Origin of the sequence: Youngimonas ophiurae (nom. illeg.) (genome assembly GCF_049803795.1) — a bacterium.
Lineage (GTDB): Bacteria > Pseudomonadota > Alphaproteobacteria > Rhodobacterales > Rhodobacteraceae > Thalassobius.
This window is the reverse complement of the sequence record NZ_JBNAGJ010000010.1, coordinates 76,882-93,613: the sequence shown is the minus strand read 5'-3', so window position 1 is coordinate 93,613 and position 16,732 is coordinate 76,882. Positions and strand designations below refer to the sequence as shown.

General features: G+C 61.4%; 17 protein-coding genes. 8 read left to right on the top strand and 9 right to left on the bottom strand.

The genetic code is table 11. The annotated features are described in order from the left end of the window. The 3 genes from ACP15O_RS17095 to ACP15O_RS17085 form a co-directional block, all read left to right on the top strand. Positions 1 to 445 (top strand): (2Fe-2S)-binding protein (locus tag ACP15O_RS17095; protein ID WP_425097341.1); only part of this gene is annotated, 445 nt, incomplete at its 5' end. A gap of 78 nt (positions 446 to 523) precedes the next feature. Further along, the gene (locus tag ACP15O_RS17090) at positions 524 to 2,896 is read left to right on the top strand and encodes a xanthine dehydrogenase family protein molybdopterin-binding subunit (RefSeq protein WP_425095920.1); all 2,373 of its coding nucleotides are present in this window, start codon (positions 524 to 526) and stop codon (positions 2,894 to 2,896) included. A gap of 109 nt (positions 2,897 to 3,005) precedes the next feature. Next, positions 3,006 to 3,788 carry an FAD binding domain-containing protein gene (locus ACP15O_RS17085; RefSeq protein WP_425095911.1) on the top strand — a complete coding sequence of 261 codons (783 nt, stop codon included), beginning with the start codon at positions 3,006 to 3,008 and terminating at the stop codon, positions 3,786 to 3,788. Between the two features lie 223 nt (positions 3,789 to 4,011). Here the strand turns inward: ACP15O_RS17085 and ACP15O_RS17080 are convergent, their stop codons facing one another. Beyond that, positions 4,012 to 4,605 (bottom strand): SAM-dependent methyltransferase, encoded by a 594-nt coding sequence (locus ACP15O_RS17080; protein WP_425097340.1) that lies wholly within the window; start codon positions 4,603 to 4,605, stop codon positions 4,012 to 4,014. A 77-nt stretch (positions 4,606 to 4,682) separates the two neighbouring features. Beyond that, positions 4,683 to 5,309 (bottom strand): translation initiation factor IF-3, encoded by a 627-nt coding sequence (infC, locus tag ACP15O_RS17075; RefSeq protein ID WP_446033532.1) that lies wholly within the window; start codon positions 5,307 to 5,309, stop codon positions 4,683 to 4,685. Positions 5,310 to 5,430: 121 nt separating this feature from the next. Here infC and ACP15O_RS17070 point away from each other — a divergent pair, with 121 nt between their 5' ends. Continuing rightward, positions 5,431 to 5,910, top strand: coding sequence for a hypothetical protein (locus tag ACP15O_RS17070; protein ID WP_425097339.1), 480 nt, complete (start codon positions 5,431 to 5,433; stop codon positions 5,908 to 5,910). Positions 5,911 to 6,015: 105 nt separating this feature from the next. Here the strand turns inward: ACP15O_RS17070 and ACP15O_RS17065 are convergent, their stop codons facing one another. From ACP15O_RS17065 to ACP15O_RS17045, 5 genes are all read right to left on the bottom strand, one after another. Next, complete coding sequence (locus ACP15O_RS17065) at positions 6,016 to 6,864, bottom strand: ferredoxin--NADP reductase (RefSeq protein WP_425097338.1); 849 nt, start codon at positions 6,862 to 6,864, stop codon at positions 6,016 to 6,018. Between the two features lie 79 nt (positions 6,865 to 6,943). Next, positions 6,944 to 7,354, bottom strand: coding sequence for a DUF934 domain-containing protein (locus ACP15O_RS17060; RefSeq protein WP_425097337.1), 411 nt, complete (start codon positions 7,352 to 7,354; stop codon positions 6,944 to 6,946). Continuing rightward, positions 7,351 to 8,094, bottom strand: a complete 744-nt coding sequence (locus ACP15O_RS17055) for a phosphoadenylyl-sulfate reductase (RefSeq protein ID WP_425097336.1) — start codon at positions 8,092 to 8,094, stop codon at positions 7,351 to 7,353. Before ACP15O_RS17055 ends, ACP15O_RS17060 begins: the two co-directional genes overlap by 4 nt. After that, positions 8,084 to 9,751, bottom strand: coding sequence for a nitrite/sulfite reductase (locus ACP15O_RS17050; RefSeq protein WP_425097335.1), 1,668 nt, complete (start codon positions 9,749 to 9,751; stop codon positions 8,084 to 8,086). The genes ACP15O_RS17055 and ACP15O_RS17050 overlap by 11 nt, the downstream gene beginning before the upstream one ends. Beyond that, entirely contained in the window at positions 9,751 to 10,053 is a 303-nt protein-coding gene (locus ACP15O_RS17045; protein WP_425097334.1) for a DUF2849 domain-containing protein, read from the bottom strand. The genes ACP15O_RS17050 and ACP15O_RS17045 overlap by 1 nt, the downstream gene beginning before the upstream one ends. A 168-nt stretch (positions 10,054 to 10,221) precedes the next feature. Here ACP15O_RS17045 and ACP15O_RS17040 point away from each other — a divergent pair, with 168 nt between their 5' ends. Beyond that, entirely contained in the window at positions 10,222 to 10,683 is a 462-nt protein-coding gene (locus ACP15O_RS17040; RefSeq protein WP_425097332.1) for an Lrp/AsnC family transcriptional regulator, read from the top strand. 76 nt (positions 10,684 to 10,759) lie between these two features. Here the strand turns inward: ACP15O_RS17040 and tyrS are convergent, their stop codons facing one another. Beyond that, entirely contained in the window at positions 10,760 to 12,013 is a 1,254-nt protein-coding gene (gene tyrS, locus ACP15O_RS17035) for a tyrosine--tRNA ligase (protein WP_425097331.1), read from the bottom strand. Between the two features lie 84 nt (positions 12,014 to 12,097). Between tyrS and ACP15O_RS17030 the strand changes: the two genes are divergently transcribed. Next, on the top strand, positions 12,098 to 13,198 hold the full coding sequence (locus tag ACP15O_RS17030; RefSeq protein WP_425097330.1) for an anhydro-N-acetylmuramic acid kinase: 1,101 nt from the start codon (positions 12,098 to 12,100) through the stop codon (positions 13,196 to 13,198). A gap of 153 nt (positions 13,199 to 13,351) precedes the next feature. On the opposite strand, the gene ACP15O_RS17025 is transcribed toward ACP15O_RS17030, so the two are convergent. After that, positions 13,352 to 14,305 (bottom strand): radical SAM protein, encoded by a 954-nt coding sequence (locus tag ACP15O_RS17025; RefSeq protein WP_425097329.1) that lies wholly within the window; start codon positions 14,303 to 14,305, stop codon positions 13,352 to 13,354. 147 nt (positions 14,306 to 14,452) lie between these two features. On the opposite strand from ACP15O_RS17025, the gene zwf reads away from it, so the two are divergent. Next, a complete protein-coding gene (gene zwf, locus ACP15O_RS17020; protein WP_425097328.1) occupies positions 14,453 to 15,910 on the top strand; it encodes a glucose-6-phosphate dehydrogenase in 1,458 nt (485 codons plus the stop codon). Then, positions 15,907 to 16,578, top strand: coding sequence for a 6-phosphogluconolactonase (pgl, locus tag ACP15O_RS17015; RefSeq protein WP_425097327.1), 672 nt, complete (start codon positions 15,907 to 15,909; stop codon positions 16,576 to 16,578). Before zwf ends, pgl begins: the two co-directional genes overlap by 4 nt. Positions 16,579 to 16,732 lie beyond the last annotated feature (154 nt).

The window sequence follows — 16,732 nt, the reverse complement described above, 5'->3', positions numbered from 1 at the left end:
TTCTGATGTTGAGAGTCGGACGTTATTGGTTGATTTTTTGCGTTTTGGTTTGGGTTTGAGTGGGACGCATGTTGGGTGTGACACGTCGCAATGTGGGGCCTGTGTTGTGCATGTTGACGGTGTTGCGATCAAAAGCTGCACGATGCTTGCGGTTGAGGCGGATGGGTCAGAAGTTTCGACGATTGAGGGCCAGGCGTCTGCGGACGGAACGCTGAGCGTTTTGCAGCAGGCGTTTCAGGATCATCACGGTTTGCAATGCGGGTTCTGCACGCCTGGGATGGTGATGTCTGCGGCGGCGTTGCTGAAGGACAACCCCAAGCCCACTGAGGCCGAGATCCGGCATCATCTGGAGGGCAACATCTGCCGCTGCACGGGCTATCACAACATCGTCAAGGCGATCATGGCGGCGTCCGGTCAGGACGTGGGTGCCGTGGCGGCAGAATGAAGAGCGCAGCATAAATCACTGATTACAGGACGATTTTCTCAGGGAGGAGAGATCATGCCCAAAGACATGCCCAAGGACATGCCCAAGGCGGGCGGCATCGGCGACAGCACGAAACGGCGCGAGGACGTCCGTTTCCTGACGGGGGCCGGCAATTACACCGATGACATCAACATTCACGGCCAGACCCACGCGTATTTCCTGCGCTCGGATGTGGCGCATGGGCGGATCGCGCGGCTGGACACGGCCGCGGCGTCGGCGCTGGAGGGGGTGGTGAAGATCTTTACCGCTGCCGATTTTGCGGCGGCGGGCGGCATCCCGTGCGGCTGGCAGGTGACGGACCGCCATGGCCAGCCGATGCAGGAACCCAAACACCCGATTCTGGCCGAGGGCAAGGTGCGCCATGTGGGCGATCCCATCGCGGTTGTGGTGGCCGAAACCCTGGAACAGGCGCGCGACGCGGCCGAGGCGATCGAGCTGGAGATCGAAGAGCTGGAGCCGGTGCTGAACATGAAGGAGGCGCTGAAGGACGGGGCCACCAAGGTGCATGAGGATCTGAGCTCAAACCTTTGTTATGACTGGGGATTTGTCGAAGAAAACCGCGAGGCCGTGGACGCGGCCATCAAGTCGGCCCATCACGTCACCACGCTGGAGCTGGTCAACAACCGCCTGGTTCCCAACCCGATGGAGCCGCGCGTGGCCGTGGGCCATTATGCGCGCGCCAATGACGAATATACGCTCTACACCACCAGCCAGAATCCGCATGTGATCCGGCTGCTGATGGGGGCCTTTGTGCTGTCCATTCCGGAACATAAACTGCGGGTCGTGGCGCCCGATGTGGGCGGGGGGTTTGGCTCGAAGATTTACCACTATGCCGAAGAGGCCTTTGTGACCTACGCGTCCAAAGTGGTGAACCGGCCGGTCAAATGGACCTGCTCGCGCTCCGAGGCGTTCATCTCGGATGCGCATGGGCGCGATCACGTCACCAAGATCGAACTGGCGATGGATGAGAACCACAAGTTCACCGCCGTGCGCACCGATACCTATGCCAATATGGGCGCGTATCTAAGCACCTTTGCGCCGTCGATTCCCACCTGGCTGCATGGCACGCTGATGGCGGGCAATTACACCACGCCGCTGATCTATGTGAACGTAAAGGCGGTGTTCACCAACACGGTGCCGGTGGATGCCTATCGCGGGGCCGGGCGCCCCGAGGCGACCTATCAGCTGGAACGCGTCATCGACAAGGCCGCGCGCGAGATCGGCATGGACCCGGCCGAGCTGCGCCGTCTGAACTTCATCAAGCCCGAGCAGTTCCCCTATGACACGCCCGTGGCGGTGACCTATGACACCGGCAATTACCACGCGACCTTGGATAAGGCGCTGGAGATGACGGATTATGCGGGGTTTGACGCGCGCGCAGCCGAATCCAAAGCGCGCGGTAAGCTGCGCGGTTACGGCCTGGCGCATTTTATCGAGGCTTGCGGGATTGCGCCGTCCAATCTGGTGGGCCAGCTGGGCGCGCGGGCGGGGCTGTATGAATCCGCCACCGTGCGGGTGAATGCGACCGGCTCCATCAGCGTCTTTACCGGGTCCCACAGCCACGGGCAGGGGCACGAGACGACCTTTGCGCAGGTCGTGTCGGAAATGATCGGGATTGATGTCAGCCAGATCGACATCGTGCATGGCGATACCTCGAAAACGCCAATGGGTATGGGGACTTACGGGTCTCGTTCCATCGCGGTGGGGGGCTCGGCCATGGTGCGCGCGACCGAGAAGATCATCAACAAGGCCAAGACCATCGCCGCGCATCTGCTGGAGGCCTCGGAGGCGGATATCGAGCTGAAAGACGGCCAGTTCAGCGTGGCGGGCACGGATAAATCCGTGGCCTGGGGCGATGTGACCCTGGCGGCCTATGTGCCGCATAACTACCCGCTGGAGAACCTGGAACCGGGGCTGGAGGAGACCGCGTTTTATGACCCCAGCAACTTCACCTATCCCTCGGGCGCCTATGTCTGCGAGGTCGAGGTGGACCCCGAGACCGGCAAGGTGGACATCCTGGCCTTCACCGCGGCGGATGATTTTGGCAATGTGATCAACCCGATGATCGTGGCCGGTCAGGTGCATGGCGGCGTGGCGCAGGGCATCGGCCAGGCGCTGCTGGAAAACACCGTCTATGATGAGAACGGCCAGCTGCTGACCGGATCCTTCATGGATTACGCGATGCCGCGGGCCTCGGATGTGCCGTTTTACGATGTGGATCATTCGTGCCAGACGCCGTGCACGCATAACCCGCTGGGGGTGAAGGGCTGCGGCGAGGCCGGGGCGATCGGCAGCCCGCCGGCGGTGGTGAATGCGGTGATCGATGCGTTGCAGCGCGGGGGGTACCGGGTGGATCACATCGACATGCCGGTCAGCCCGTCGCGGGTCTGGGAAGCGATGCAGGGGGGCTGAGGCTTTGTTTTGGGGCGGCGCGGCGGGTGCGGCGCCGCCGCAATGAGTATTTATGGAACAAAGAAGCGGGTTGGGCTGTGGCTCTGGGCGCTTTGGGAGGAGAAACGAGATGTATAATTTTGACTTTGTGGCGCCCGGATCGGTGGCCGAGGCTGTGGAGGCTTTGAAGGATGAGGAGGCGCTGGCGCTGGGGGGTGGACAGACCCTGCTGCCGACGATGAAGCAGCGGCTGGCGATGCCTTCGGCGCTGGTGCGTCTGGCGGGGATTGCCGAGATGCAGGGGGTGACCTCTGCGGACGGTGTGCTGCGCGTGGGGGGCGCGAGCACTCATGCGACTGTGGCGGCCGAGGCGGGGGCCTATCCGGCGCTGGCCGCGCTGGCGGGGGGGATCGGCGATCCGGCGGTGCGCAATCGCGGTACGATTGGCGGGTCTGTGGCGAATAACGATCCGGCGGCGTGTTATCCTTCGGCGGTTCTGGCCTCGGGGGCGGTGGTGGTGACCTCTGCGCGTGAGATCGCTGCGGATGCGTATTTTGACGGGCTGTTCGGCACCGTGCTGGAGGAGGGCGAGATCATCACCGCGGTGCGCTTTCCGATCCCGCAGGCGGCCAGCTATCAGAAGTTCGAGCAGCCGGCCTCGCGGTTTGCGCTATGCGGTGTCTTCGTGGCGAAGTTTGCCGATGGCGTGCGCGTGGCGGTGACCGGGGCGGGCAATGACGGCGTGTTCCGCTGGACCGAGGCCGAAGCGGCGCTGAGCGCCGACTTCAGCGCAGGCGCAATCGACCCGCTGAACCTGCCCGGAGAAGAGATGATCGCAGATCTGCACGGATCGGGAAAATACCGCGCCCATCTGGCAAAAATACTCACAATACGCGCCGTAAAAGCATGCTGAAGGAAAATGAAAAGGGTCCATTGGGGCCCTTTTCGTTGGATATTATCCGCAGCCGCGCGGCACTGAAGCAAGCCAAATACGACATGCGGAAGAATGCCAGGCCGTCTTTCCTGCCGGCACCCAGAGAAACGGCGCTGAGGGCACTAAGCTGTTTCCCAGACAACCGAATGTCGTAAGGAACTCGCTTTACTCAGAGGGCCGGCATTGGGATTGAAACAGGCCTTTATTCCGGCTTGCGTGCTATGAAGTCAATCAGGGCGGACAGGCCGGTGTGGCCCCGGCCTTCCTGGACCTCGCGTTCATAGGCGGTGTTTTCCTCGATCTGCCAGCCTGCGAAATCTGCGGCCAGCTGATCGGCCGAGTACATGTTCTGGGCAAAGGGCGGGCCGCCGGTGCCGTGGCGCAGCTGTTCGGGGGTATACCCGTGCAGGACGATCCGGCCACCGGGACGGACGGCGCGCTTCATGCCGTCGAACAAAATGGCGCGGTCAGCTGGGCCCACGAACTGGATAAAGATCCCCAGCACCAGATCATACTGCTGCGGCCAGTCATAGTTCAGCACGTCGGCGTTGCGGAAATCCACCTGAACGCCGGCCTCTTGCGCCAGGGTCTGGGCCTTGGCCAGCGCCGAGGGGGCAAATTCCAGCCCCGTGACCTGAACGCCCTGTTGCGCCATGTAGACAGCATTACGTCCCTCGCCCTCGGCCACCGACAGGGCGGTAAGACCGGGGCGCAAAAGCGCCTGGTGCTCGGTCAGGAACCGGGCCGGGGCCTTGCCAAAGACATAGTCATCCGTTGCATAGCGTTCTTCCCACATAAGCCACCCCCGAAAAAGACATCGCCCCCACGTTTGCAGGAAACGCAGGGGCGATGCAATTCAAAGCCGCGCAAGCCTTACTTGGGCAGCGGTCCGATCATCATGATCATCTGGCGGCCTTCCATCTTGGGCATGTTTTCCACCTTGCCCAGGTTCAGTTCCTTGACGTCGGCGGCCACACGTTCCAGCAGCTCTCGGCCCAGGTTTTGGTGCGCCATTTCACGGCCCCGGAAGCGCAGGGTGACCTTCACCTTGTCGCCTTTTTCCAGGAATTTCACCACGTTCCGCATCTTTACGTCATAGTCATGCGTATCCGTGTTGGGACGGAACTTGACCTCTTTGACTTCGATGATTTTCTGTTTTTTACGCGCCTCGGATTCACGTTTTTGCTGTTCGTATTTGAACTTACCGTAATCCATGATCTTGCAAACCGGAGGGGTTGCATTGGGCGAGATTTCCACAAGGTCCAGCCCGGCCTCTTCGGCCATGGCCAGGGCCCGTTGCGGGGAAACGACGCCAACATTTTCGCCATCCGCGCCGATCAGGCGAATTTCGGGGGCGCGAATACGGCCATTGGTCCGGGGGCCGGTGTCGCGTGTGGGTGGCGCGTTATGAGGTCTGCGGGCTATGGGTTCGTTCCTTCGATAATTAACGAAATTTGAGGCCGTAACGTAGACGTCCGAGGGGCTTTCTTCAAGCGGCAAATCCTTGCTTGTGACGCATTTGTCGGGCTTTTCCCCTTGTACCTTTGCACCCGCAGCAGCATTCACTTAGACGCATCGGGTGTTGTGTGCCGCAACGCCCGCCATAAGAGGAAAGCCAATCATGAAAAGCATTATCGGGATCATCGTTATCGCAGCCATCGCGATTGCGGGGTATTTTTTCCTGATCAAACCCGAAGCAGAAGCGCCCGTAGCGCCCCAGCCCGCGGTCGAAGCTCCGGTCGAAGCCCCGGCTGAAGAGACCGTCGAGGACACCGTTGAAGATGCGGTGGCCGACGTTGAGGACGCCGTGGAAGAGAAAGTCGAAGAGGCTGTCGACGCTGCCAAAGATGCTGTCGAAGAGGCCGTTGAAGACGCCAAGGAGACCGCCGACCAGGCCGTCGAGGCCGTTGAGGACGCGGTTGACGATGCCGTTCAGTCCGTGACCGACAAGGTCAAAGAAGCCGTCACGGATACGGCGACCGACTCGGCCGAGGATATCGCCAAGGACGCGGTTGAGGGCGCCGTCGAAGACTCTGCCTCGTCGGCCACGGATGCCGTGACCGATGCGTTGAAAGACGCGGTTCAGGGGGGCTCGAACTAATTCGGGCTTCCGGGCGTGAACCGGGCATGAAAACGAAAACGCCGCGCTATCCTGCGCGGCGTTTTTATATGGACCCGGCGAAAGCCCGGCCAGAGCGGGCCAGGATCAATCCAGAAAGGCTTTCTCGACCACGTAATGGGCAGGTTTCGAGTTCGCGCCTTCCTCCAGCCCGTATTCCTCGAACATCTCTTTCAGTTCCAGGTTAAAGGCCAGGTTGCCGCAGATCATTGCGCGGTCATGTTCAGGATTCAGCGGTTCGACCCCCAGATCGGCAAATGCCTCGCCCGAGCGCATCAGATCGGTGATCCGGCCCATCTTGGGGCTTTGTTCGCGAGTGGTGGTGGGGTAGTATTTGATCTTCTTCCAGAAGCCTTCGCCGATCAGCTCGTTCAGCAGCTCGTCCTCTTTCAGCGATTCGATCAGCTCGGCACCATAGGTCAGCTCGCCTGCCTCGCGGCAGGTGTGGGTGATGATCACCTCGTCGTAATCCTCATAGGTTTGCGGCTCGCGCAGCAGGGATGCGAAGGGCGCAAATCCGGTGCCGGTGGCAAAGAACCAGATCCGTTTGCCGGGCAGCAGCGCGTCATGCACCAGGGTGCCGACGGGCTTGGGGCGCAGGATGATTTCATCCCCGACCTGGATATGCTGCAATTTGCTGGTCAGCGGGCCATCCTGCACCTTGATCGAGTAGAACTCCAGTTCTTCGTCCCAGCTGGGCGAGGCAATGGAATAGGCGCGCAGCAGCGGTTTTTGCTTGCCGGTCTTGGGGTCGGGATCGCCCATCAGGCCGATCATCACAAACTCTCCCGAGCGGAACCGCAGCGACGCCGGACGCGTACAGCGGAAAGAGAACAGCCGGTCCGTCCAGTGTTTGACTTCGGTTACGGTCTGGGCGTCGGGCAGGGTGGGAACTTTGACAGCTTTCGCTTCGGTCACGGGTTTTATCTCGGTCATGGGTCTCGTTCGCTGGTGGTCTAAACCAGCATCCTCCAGTTATCTTTGATCCATATCAGATGGAAGAGGTCGAATGGTCTCAGCCCGCGCGGACGCGGGATTGGTAGTCATGCGACTGCCAGTCTGCACGGAACAGCCATTCCTCGGCGGGTTGACGGGCGGCCAGATCATCGCTGATCTCGACCTCGTCAAAGCCCGAGCGCCGCGCCATCGCGTATTGGTCGGAAATCACGTGCCCCTTGGCCCGCAGGCGCCCGGTATAGCCCATCAGCCGCAGACGACGCGCGATGGTAAAGCCGCGCCCATCGGCAAAGCTGGGGAAATCCACGCGGATCATCTCTAGCCTATCCAGACGCGCCGCCAGATCCGCCGGATCCGCATCCGAGCCCAGATCCACCGACAGCACGTCATTTGCGGCCTCGCCCAGGGCGGTAAAGCCAGCGGTCCAGTTATCAGGGCCAAAGCCCGCATCCGTCACGATCACGCTCATTGCGCTGCTCCTGTTCTAACCATTTTGCCATCCACGATATGGATGCCGCATTCTTCCTTGTTGCTGCCGCGCCAGCGGCCTGCGCGTTCGTCTTCGCCCGGTTTGACCGGCGAGGTGCAGGGGCGGCACCCGATCGAGGGGTATCCCTTGGCCACCAGCGGATGCCGGGGCAGGCGGTTGTTGATCAGGTAGTCCTGAACGTCGCCCTTATCCCAGTGCGCCAGCGGGTTGACCTTGATCCGGCGATCCTCTTCGCTTTCGAAGAACTCCAGCGTGGCCCGGCTGCCCGCCTGAAACCGTTTGCGCCCGGTGATCCAGGCATCAAACCCAGACAAGGCCTTTTCCAGCGGCCGGGTTTTGCGCAGGTCACAGCACGCATCCGTGTCGCGCAGGTTCAGCGCGCCGTAAGGATCCTCAGCCTCGACCTCGGCGGCATCGGCGCGGATTACGCGCACATCCGTCAGGCCCAGCTTTTCGGCGACCTCTTGCTGGTATTCCAGCGTTTCAGGGAACAGCATCTGCGTGTCGATGAACAGCACCGGGGTGGTGCGATCCACCACCGCCACCATGTGCAGCAGCACCACCGATTCCGCCCCGAACGAGGATACCATCGCGATGCGCCCCACCTGCGGATCAGACATGGCGCGTTTCAGCACCGCGCTGGCGGCATGGTGCTGATAGCGCCGGTTCAGATGCGCGACACGCTCGGGGATCGAGGTCAGCGGTTGCTCAAGCGGCATTTTTCTTCGCGGCCTCCGGATAGAGCGCGGCCTTGAACGGATCGGCCCCCACCCGGCGATAGGTTTCCAGGAAGGTTTCCTCGGTCCCTTCGCGCAGGTCCAGATAGGCGCGGATGATCCGCTCGATCGCGTCCACAACCTGATCATAGGCAAAGCCGGGGCCCGCGCGCTGACCGATCGTTGCATCCTGCGTGCCATCGCCGCCCAGGGTGATCTGGTAGTTTTCCACGCCCGCGCGGTCCAGACCCAGGATGCCGATATGGCCCACGTGGTGGTGACCACAAGCGTTGATGCAGCCCGAGATCTTGATCTTTAGCGGGCCGATTTCATGCTCCAGCTTCAGCTCTTCGAAACGGGTGGCGATCTTCTGCGCCACGGGGATCGAGCGGGCGGTGGCCAGTGCGCAGTAATCCATGCCGGGGCAGGCGATGATGTCGCTGATCAGGCCCACATTGGCGGTGGCCAGATCCACCGATTTCAAAGCGGCGTGAAGCGCGGGCAGGTCCGATTTGTGGACATGCGGCAGGATCACGTTCTGCTCGTGGCTGATGCGCAGCTCGTCATGGCCGAATTTTTCGGCCAGATCGGCCAGCGCGCGCATCTGATCGCTGGTGGCATCGCCGGGGGTGTCGCCGTGTTTCTTGATCGACACAGTGACGATGGCATAGCCGGGGGCCTTATGCGCAGTCAGGTTGGTATCGGCCCAGGACCGGAACACAGGGTCGGCGTCATAGGCGGCTTGATAGGCATCCTCGGGCGCGTTGCGGAAGGCAGGCGGGGTGAAATGGGTTTCGATCTGGGCCAGTTGATCCTGATCCACGCCGCTGAATTGCGGACGGATCAGCGCGAAACGCTCGTCAACCAAGGCGCGGTATTCGTCCAGACCATTTTCATTGACGGTGATCTTGATCCGCGCCTTGTACTTGTTATCGCGGCGACCCAGCAGGTTATAGACCTGGACGATGGATTCCAGATAGGGCAGCAGGTCAGCCGCAGGCAGGAAGTCATTGATAATCTTGCCAATCACCGGAGTGCGTCCCAGACCGCCACCGACGAAGATGCGATAGCCGACGGTGCCGTTCTGTTCCACGATCTGCACGCCGATGTCATGCGAACGCACCACCGCGCGGTCGTTTTCCGACCCGATGACAGCGATCTTGAACTTGCGCGGCAGGAACTGGAATTCGGGGTGGTCGGTGGACCACTGGCGGATCAACTCGGCCACGGGGCGCGGATCGGCCACCTCGTCCGCGGCGGCACCGGCAAAATGGTCCGAGGTCACGTTGCGGATCGTGTTCCCCGAGGTTTGCAGCGCGTGCATGTTGACCTGAGCCAGCGCGTCCAGAATATCCGGCACGTCGGGCAGTTTCGGCCAGTTGTACTGGATGTTCTGACGGGTGGTGAAGTGGCCGTATCCCTTGTCGAACTTATCCGCAATAAACGCCAATTGGCGCATCTGAGCGCTGTTCAGCGTGCCATAGGGGATGGCGACGCGCAGCATATAGGCGTGCAATTGCAGATACAGGCCATTCATCAGGCGCAGGGGGCGGAACTCTTCCTCGGTCAGGTTGCCGGCGATGCGGCGTTCGACCTGTTTGCGGAATTGCGCGTTGCGGGCTGCCAGGAAATCGTGATCGAAATCTGAGTAGCTGTACATCAGTTGGCCTCCGCCTGTTTGCCGTGGAAATAGTTCGAGGGGCCGGTGCGGCGGAAATCCTCGCGAAAATGGGTGGGCTCGGGGCCGGTGTCGCCTGCGGTGACGTCAGCCAGATAGGCGCCGACGATCTGATCTTGCTGGCGCTCGGCCTCCAGCAGGCGCAGCTGAGCGTGGGCCTCATCGTCGAGCAGTTCGGCCTCGGACATGTGCCGGGTCCAGCTGTCGGCCTGGGTAAAGTACACGACATCACCCTCGAGCAGGGCGTTGGCGGTCACCACCTTGGGAGTAAAAGCGCGCGGCATCGGAAGTATCCTTCGGCTTGGGAAGATGTTTCGTTTGTTCGATTGACTTGGGGGTTAATATAGAAAATATTCCCCAATATGCGCTATATGCGGGAAGAAATAAGGACGCATGTCACATGTTGCGCCGCAGCGCGGGTGATTTGTTCTGCATTTGATGGAGAGACGGAAATGTCGGTTCGGATAGACGAAACGGATAGAAAAATCCTTATGGAGCTTCAGCGCGATGCGGGGCAGTCTTTGGATGAAATCGCCCGCAAAGTCGGCTCGTCCAAGACGCCGGTGTGGAATCGTATCCGCAAGATGCGCGAGGGCGGCATCATGGGGCCGCAGACCGTGGTGCTGGATGCCGAGAAACTGGGGTTTGATGCGTGTTTCTTTGTGTTGATCCGGACCTCGGAACACGAGGCCGATTGGCAGGCCAAGTTCCTGAAAGCATTACGGGATCGCCCCGAGGTGCAAGAGGCGCACCGGCTGGCCGGCGACATTGATTATATTCTGAAAGTGCGGGTGAAAAACGCGCGGGCCTATGATGTGTTCTATCAGTCGCTGATCGCCGAGGTGAAAGTGCATAACGTCACGGCGCTGTTGTCGATGGAAGAGATCAAGTCGACCACGGCGCTGCCGCTGTAGGGCAGGCTGGGGCGCTGCCCCAGACCCCGGAGTATTTGGATCAAAAAGAAGGCAGCCGGTGGGGCTGCCTGCAAGGTTAGTCGGTCAGTTTGATCAGGGCGTGGCGTTTTTTGCCGGCCGAGAGTTTGACCGGGGAGGCCAGGGCGCCTGCGTCCAGCATCAGGCCGGTGTCGGTCAGGGGCTGGTCGTCGATTTTGGCACCGCCTTCGGCGATCAGGCGTTTGGCCTCTTTGCCGGATTTGGTCAGGCCTGCGCGGACGATGGCCTGGACGATCGAGAGGCCCTCGCCCAGGTCGGCGCGGGAGATTTCCACGGTGGGCAGGTCGTCTCCGACGCCGCCTTTTTCAAAGACTTCGCGGGCGGTTTTGGCGGCGGCGGCGGCGGCTTCGGCCCCGTGGCACAGGGTAGTGACCGCATTGGCGAGGATGGCCTTAGCCTCGTTGATTTCGGCGCCTTGAAGGGCGCCCAGGCGGTCGCATTCCTGCACGTCCATTTCGGTGTAGAGCTTCAGGAAGCGGCCTACATCGGCGTCGGTGGTGTTGCGCCAGAATTGCCAGAATTCGTAAGGAGAGCGCATTTCGGCGTTTAGCCAGACAGCTCCGTCCGCCGATTTGCCCATTTTCTTACCGTCCGAGGTGGTCAGCAGCGGCGAGGTCAGCCCGTAGATTTCATGGTCCAGAACGCGGCGGGTCAGGTCGATCCCGTTGACGATATTGCCCCATTGATCCGAGCCGCCCATTTGCAGCAGGCAGCCATAGCGCCGGTTCAGTTCCAGGAAGTCATAGGCCTGGAGGATCATGTAGTTGAATTCCAGAAACGAGAGCGATTGTTCGCGGTCCAGGCGCGATTTCACCGATTCAAACGACAGCATCCGGTTGACCGAGAAATGCCGCCCGATGTCGCGCAGGAAATCCAGGTAGTTCAGGCCATCCAGCCATTCGGCATTGTTCAGCATCAGCGCCGGCGTGTCGGCGCGGTCATAGTCCAGATACTTGGCGAAGACCTGTTTGATGCCCGCGATGTTGTCATCAATCTGGCCGGCGGTCAGCAGGGGGCGCTCATCGGCGCGGAAAGACGGATCGCCCACCTTGGTGGTGCCGCCGCCCATCAGGGTGATCGGCTGGTGGCCGGTTTTTTGCAGCCAGCGCAGCATCATGATCTGGATCAGACTGCCCACATGCAGCGACTTTGCCGTCGCGTCAAAGCCGATATAGGCGGGCACCACCCCCTTGCTCAGCGCCTCATCGAGGCCCTGATAATCGGTGCAATCCGCGATAAATCCGCGTTGCATCATGACGGTCATGAAGTCCGATTTGGGATGGTAGGTCATCGTGTCTGTTCCTATTGAGCGTTGCGCGGCTTTGTATAGTGTGCATTAGGGGCAAGCGAAACCGGTTTTCGGCGGGGTTTGGGTATGAAAACGCAATCAGAACAATGGGTGCTGGGCACGATGTCGGGGACATCTCTGGATGGGGTGGATGCGGCCATGGTGCTGACCGATGGCGTGCGCATTCTGGATTTCGGCGAAAGCGGCTATCGCCCCTACAGCCCCGAAGAACAGGCGGTGTTGCGCGCCGCCCTGGGCAAATGGCCGATGGAAGAGGGCACGGCGCAGGCGGCTCAATTGGTCGAGGATGCGCATCTGGATCTGTTGCGGCGCATCGGCGGTGCGGCCCTGATCGGGTTTCACGGGCAAACTCTGGCGCATGACCCCGACGGGCGCGGCACCCATCAGGCGGGCAATGGCGCGCGCCTGGCCGAGGAATTGCGCATTCCCGTGGTCTGGGATTTCCGCTCGGCTGATGTGCGGATGGGCGGGCAGGGGGCACCGCTGGCCCCGTTCTATCATTTCGCCTGTGCGCAATGGATCGGCGCACGCGCCCCTCTGTGTTTCCTGAATCTGGGCGGGGTGGGCAATCTGACCTGGGTCGATCCGTCCCGCCCCGGCCCGGAAACGCCGGGGGCTTTGCTGGCCTTCGATACCGGGCCTGCGAATGCGCCTTTGAATGATCTGATGATGCAGCGCCGGGGCGAAGCCTTTGATCGCAACGGTGCGCTGGCGGCGCAAGGGGATGTGGTGGCCGGTGCACTGGAACTGTTCCTGGAGGATCTCTATTTTCGCAAAATGCCGCCCAAATCCCTGGATCGAGACGCCTTTGCCGACATGCTGGATCTGGTCCGCGAACTGGACGATGCCGATGCTGCTGCCACAATGACGGGTATGGCTGCCGCGGCCGTGATGCAGGGCACCGAGCATTGCCCCACGCCCCCCGATCAGATCCTGGTGACAGGCGGCGGGCGTCACAATCCGGTGATGATGGAAATGCTCCAAGCCGGCCTGGATTGCCCCGTGCGTCCGGTGGAAGAAGTCGGGCTGGATGGCGACATGCTCGAAGCCCAGGCCTTCGCCTATCTGGCTGCGCGGGTCCAGCGCGGGCTGCCTACCTCTTGCCCGGCCACAACCGGCGTGCGGGCATTGGTTGGCGGGGGCGAGCTGTCTTTCCCATCTTACTGACCTGCGCGCGCAGACGCGCTCGGCGCGTTATGAGTATTTTTGTCAGAAAGAAGCAGTTTACGCGCCTCTGATTTCTTTTTGATGTAAATACTCCGGGGGAAGGCCGCAGGCCGTGGGGGCAGCGCCCCCATCTGCCCCTTAATCTGGCGGGATTCAGGCTGAGCAGCTGGCACCGCCGAGTACGCAGAATTTGGCGCAATGGGGGTGGTTGAGGGCGACGTCGCGCTCTGCCTCGGCCAGGGTGGTGCCCAATTCGAATTCGGGCTCATATGCCAGCAGGGTACAGGCCAGCACGGTGGGGGACTGGGAGCCTTTGCGTTTCACCACCATACGGGACGAGGCGCACATGACATCGTTGGGGGATTTGTTCAGGATGTCCCAGCAGGCGGTGGTGATCTCGGGGACTTCGGCTGTCATGTCCATTTCCGGGAATAGCACGCATTGTCCAGGGTTGTCTGCGTCGATATCATAGCAGCGTGACTGGAACAGGTGCCGGTATCCTGTGCGGGCGGCGGCATCGCTTTCGTGCCACAGGGCGCGGCCTGCCACGGCCATGGGCACGCCTGTATCGCGCAAAAAATCCATGCCCTTCAGGGTTTTGGCAAAGCTTCCCTGGCCGCGTTCGGCATCGTGGCGGGGTTCGTCCCAATGATCCAAAGAGATGCGCAGCGTCAGCTTGCCGGGGAAGGCGGCGTTCAGCTCGGCGATGCCTGCGCGCATGGTGGGGCGCATCATCGGCAGCATGGCGTTGGTCAGGATCAGCACCGCATAGCCCGCCACAAGCGCCCGGCGCGTTATCTCGATGATTTCGGGGTTCATGAAGGGCTCGCCCCCGGTCAGGCCGATTTCATGCACGGGCCAGTTGCGGGCTTTCAGCTGCGCCAGATAGTCCGAGACCTCATCCGCGGTCATATAGACCAGCGCGTCATTCGTCGGAGAGCTGTCGATATAGCAGTTCAGGCAGGTGATGTTGCACAATGTGCCGGTGTTGAACCACAGGGTTTCGGGGCGGGTCAGCGCCACGCTGGCGCGGGTCTGCCCGTCTGCGGTGACAGCAGGGTTCTGGAACTTGCCGGCATTGGCTGTCTCAACTGCGTGATCTTTCATGACTTTCCCCGATCTGTTCAAAGGCCAAGCTAGCCTGCCGCCCAACCGCAGGAAAGAGCAGCCTTTTGCGCCTGACACCATTGTGAACCACTGGTGACGTGCTACACCTCTGTCTGAGGCTGACAGAAACGCGAAAAGGAAACGGCCATGGTGTCACGCATCATTCCAGTGGATGCTTTCGATCTGGTTGTCTTTGGCGGCACCGGCGATCTGGCGCGGCGCAAGATTCTGCCGGCGTTGTTTCGCCGTTTTTGCGCCGGTCAGATGGCCGAGGGTACGCGGATCATCGGCGCGGCCCGGACCCAGATGGACGATGTGGAGTATCGCGCTTTCGTGGCCGAGGCTCTGATCGAGTTCAACGCGGGCCACCGCAGCTGCGAGCCCGGCACCATTAAGCGATTCCAGGAAATCCTGTCCTATGTGACCCTGGACGCGCGGGGGGGGCAGGGCTGGCAGGCGCTGGCCGATAAAATGCATCCGGGGCAGGTGCGGGCGTTTTATTTCTCGGTCGGGCCCAGCCTGTTCGGAGATCTGGCGCAGAGGCTGCATCAATATGGGATGGCCGATAGCGACACACGGATCGTGGTGGAAAAACCCTTTGGCCGCGATCTGGAAACGGCCAGAGCGCTGAACAAATCCCTGGCCGATCACTTCGACGAAAGCCAGATTTACCGGATTGACCATTACCTGGGCAAGGAAACCGTCCAGAACCTGATGGCGATCCGCTTTGGCAATATGCTGTTCGAACCGCTTTGGAACAGCCAGTATGTGGATCACATCCAGATCACCGTGGCCGAAACCGTGGGGGTCGGCGGGCGCGGGGATTATTACGACCGCTCTGGCGCGATGCGGGACATGGTGCAAAACCACCTGATGCAGCTTTTGTGCCTGATCGCGATGGAGCCGCCCTCGCAATTCGATCCGGACGCGGTGCGCGATGAAAAGCTGAAAGTTATCAGAGCATTGGGCCAGGTCTCGGCCGATCAGATCGTGCGCGGACAATACCAGGCCGAGGAGGACAAGCCCGGCTATCTGGACCATGTCGAAAATCACGGCTCGACCACCGAAAGCTTCATTGCGATGAAGCTGCATATCAGCAACTGGCGATGGGCGGGCACGCCGTTCTATCTGCGCACGGGCAAGCGCCTGAAGGCCCGCACCAGCGAAATCGCGGTCGTATTCAAAGAGGCCCCGCATAACATCTTTGCCGAGGACAGCGGCCGCCACCGCAATATCCTGACGATCCGGCTGCAACCGAACGAAGGCATTGATCTGGACGTCACAATCAAGGAGCCGGGACCGGGGGGGATGCGCCTGGTGGATGTGCCTCTGGACATGACCTTCTCTGAGGCGCTGGGGCCCGAGGGCGAGGATATTCCCGACGCCTATGAGCGCCTGATCATGGATGTGATCCGCGGCAATCAGACCCTGTTCATGCGCGGCGATGAGGTCGAGGCCGCCTGGGCCTGGACCGATCCGATCATCTTGGGCTGGGAAGAGCGGCGCGATCGCCCCATCCCCTATGAATCCGGCAGCGCCGGTCCGGACGAGGCTCTGGCGCTGATGCATCAGGACGGGCGCAAATGGCGGGACATCCGGACATGAAACTGATCGAATATCCAGACCGGGACATGCTGGCAATCGACCTGGCCCAGATCCTCGCCGGAGAGCTGACCGCAACCTTGCAGCATGAAGACCGCGCCACGCTGGTCGTGCCCGGCGGCACCACGCCGGGGCCGATTTTCGATGCGCTATGCGCGGCCGATCTGGACTGGGCGCGCGTGGATGTGATGCTGAGCGACGAACGCTGGGTGCCCGAGGATCACCCGCGCTCGAACACGGCGCTGCTGCGCAAACGGCTGTTTGTGGGGCCTGCGGCGCGGGCGCATCTGTTGCCGCTTTATGCGCCTGCCGCGCAGCCGGAACTGGCGATTGGGCAATTGGAACAGGTGATCCGCGGGCATCTGCCGATCTCGGTGGCGCTGTTGGGGATGGGCGGCGATATGCATACGGCCTCGTTGTTTCCGGGGGCGGATAATCTGGCCAGGGCCTTGGCCGAGGATGCGCCGATCCTGGTGCCGATGCGCCCCGACAGCCAGCCGGATGCCCGCCTGACGCTAAGCGCGCGGGTGCTGAATCAGGCCCTGTCCGTGCATGTTGTGATCACCGGGCAGGATAAGCGCCAGGCCGTTCTGAAAGCGCAGCACCTGCCCGCCGAGACGGCTCCGATTGCGGCATTGCTGGATGCGGCTGTGGTGCATTGGGCACCCTGAAAACGCCTGAAATCAATATGTTCGCCGTACCGATAAGGCTCGTCCTGTGTGGCCCCCGGACGGAAAAGACGTGCAACACCAGAACTGATACTTTCCATCCGAGGGCCGCCGATCCGGCCAATGCGGTTCGGCAAGTTGCCTATTTACTAGGCAA

Coding starts and splice junctions, on each gene's coding strand:
- ACP15O_RS17090 (WP_425095920.1), top strand. CDS start 524: ATGCCCAAGGCGGGCGGCATCGGCGACAGCACGAAACGGCGCGAGGAC.
- ACP15O_RS17085 (WP_425095911.1), top strand. CDS start 3,006: ATGTATAATTTTGACTTTGTGGCGCCCGGATCGGTGGCCGAGGCTGTG.
- ACP15O_RS17080 (WP_425097340.1), bottom strand. CDS start 4,605: ATGTGGGAAGAACGCTATGCAACGGATGACTATGTCTTTGGCAAGGCC.
- ACP15O_RS17070 (WP_425097339.1), top strand. CDS start 5,431: ATGAAAAGCATTATCGGGATCATCGTTATCGCAGCCATCGCGATTGCG.
- ACP15O_RS17065 (WP_425097338.1), bottom strand. CDS start 6,864: ATGACCGAGATAAAACCCGTGACCGAAGCGAAAGCTGTCAAAGTTCCC.
- ACP15O_RS17060 (WP_425097337.1), bottom strand. CDS start 7,354: ATGAGCGTGATCGTGACGGATGCGGGCTTTGGCCCTGATAACTGGACC.
- ACP15O_RS17055 (WP_425097336.1), bottom strand. CDS start 8,094: ATGCCGCTTGAGCAACCGCTGACCTCGATCCCCGAGCGTGTCGCGCAT.
- ACP15O_RS17050 (WP_425097335.1), bottom strand. CDS start 9,751: ATGTACAGCTACTCAGATTTCGATCACGATTTCCTGGCAGCCCGCAAC.
- ACP15O_RS17045 (WP_425097334.1), bottom strand. CDS start 10,053: ATGCCGCGCGCTTTTACTCCCAAGGTGGTGACCGCCAACGCCCTGCTC.
- ACP15O_RS17040 (WP_425097332.1), top strand. CDS start 10,222: ATGTCGGTTCGGATAGACGAAACGGATAGAAAAATCCTTATGGAGCTT.
- tyrS (WP_425097331.1), bottom strand. CDS start 12,013: ATGACCTACCATCCCAAATCGGACTTCATGACCGTCATGATGCAACGC.
- ACP15O_RS17030 (WP_425097330.1), top strand. CDS start 12,098: ATGAAAACGCAATCAGAACAATGGGTGCTGGGCACGATGTCGGGGACA.
- ACP15O_RS17025 (WP_425097329.1), bottom strand. CDS start 14,305: ATGAAAGATCACGCAGTTGAGACAGCCAATGCCGGCAAGTTCCAGAAC.
- zwf (WP_425097328.1), top strand. CDS start 14,453: ATGGTGTCACGCATCATTCCAGTGGATGCTTTCGATCTGGTTGTCTTT.
- pgl (WP_425097327.1), top strand. CDS start 15,907: ATGAAACTGATCGAATATCCAGACCGGGACATGCTGGCAATCGACCTG.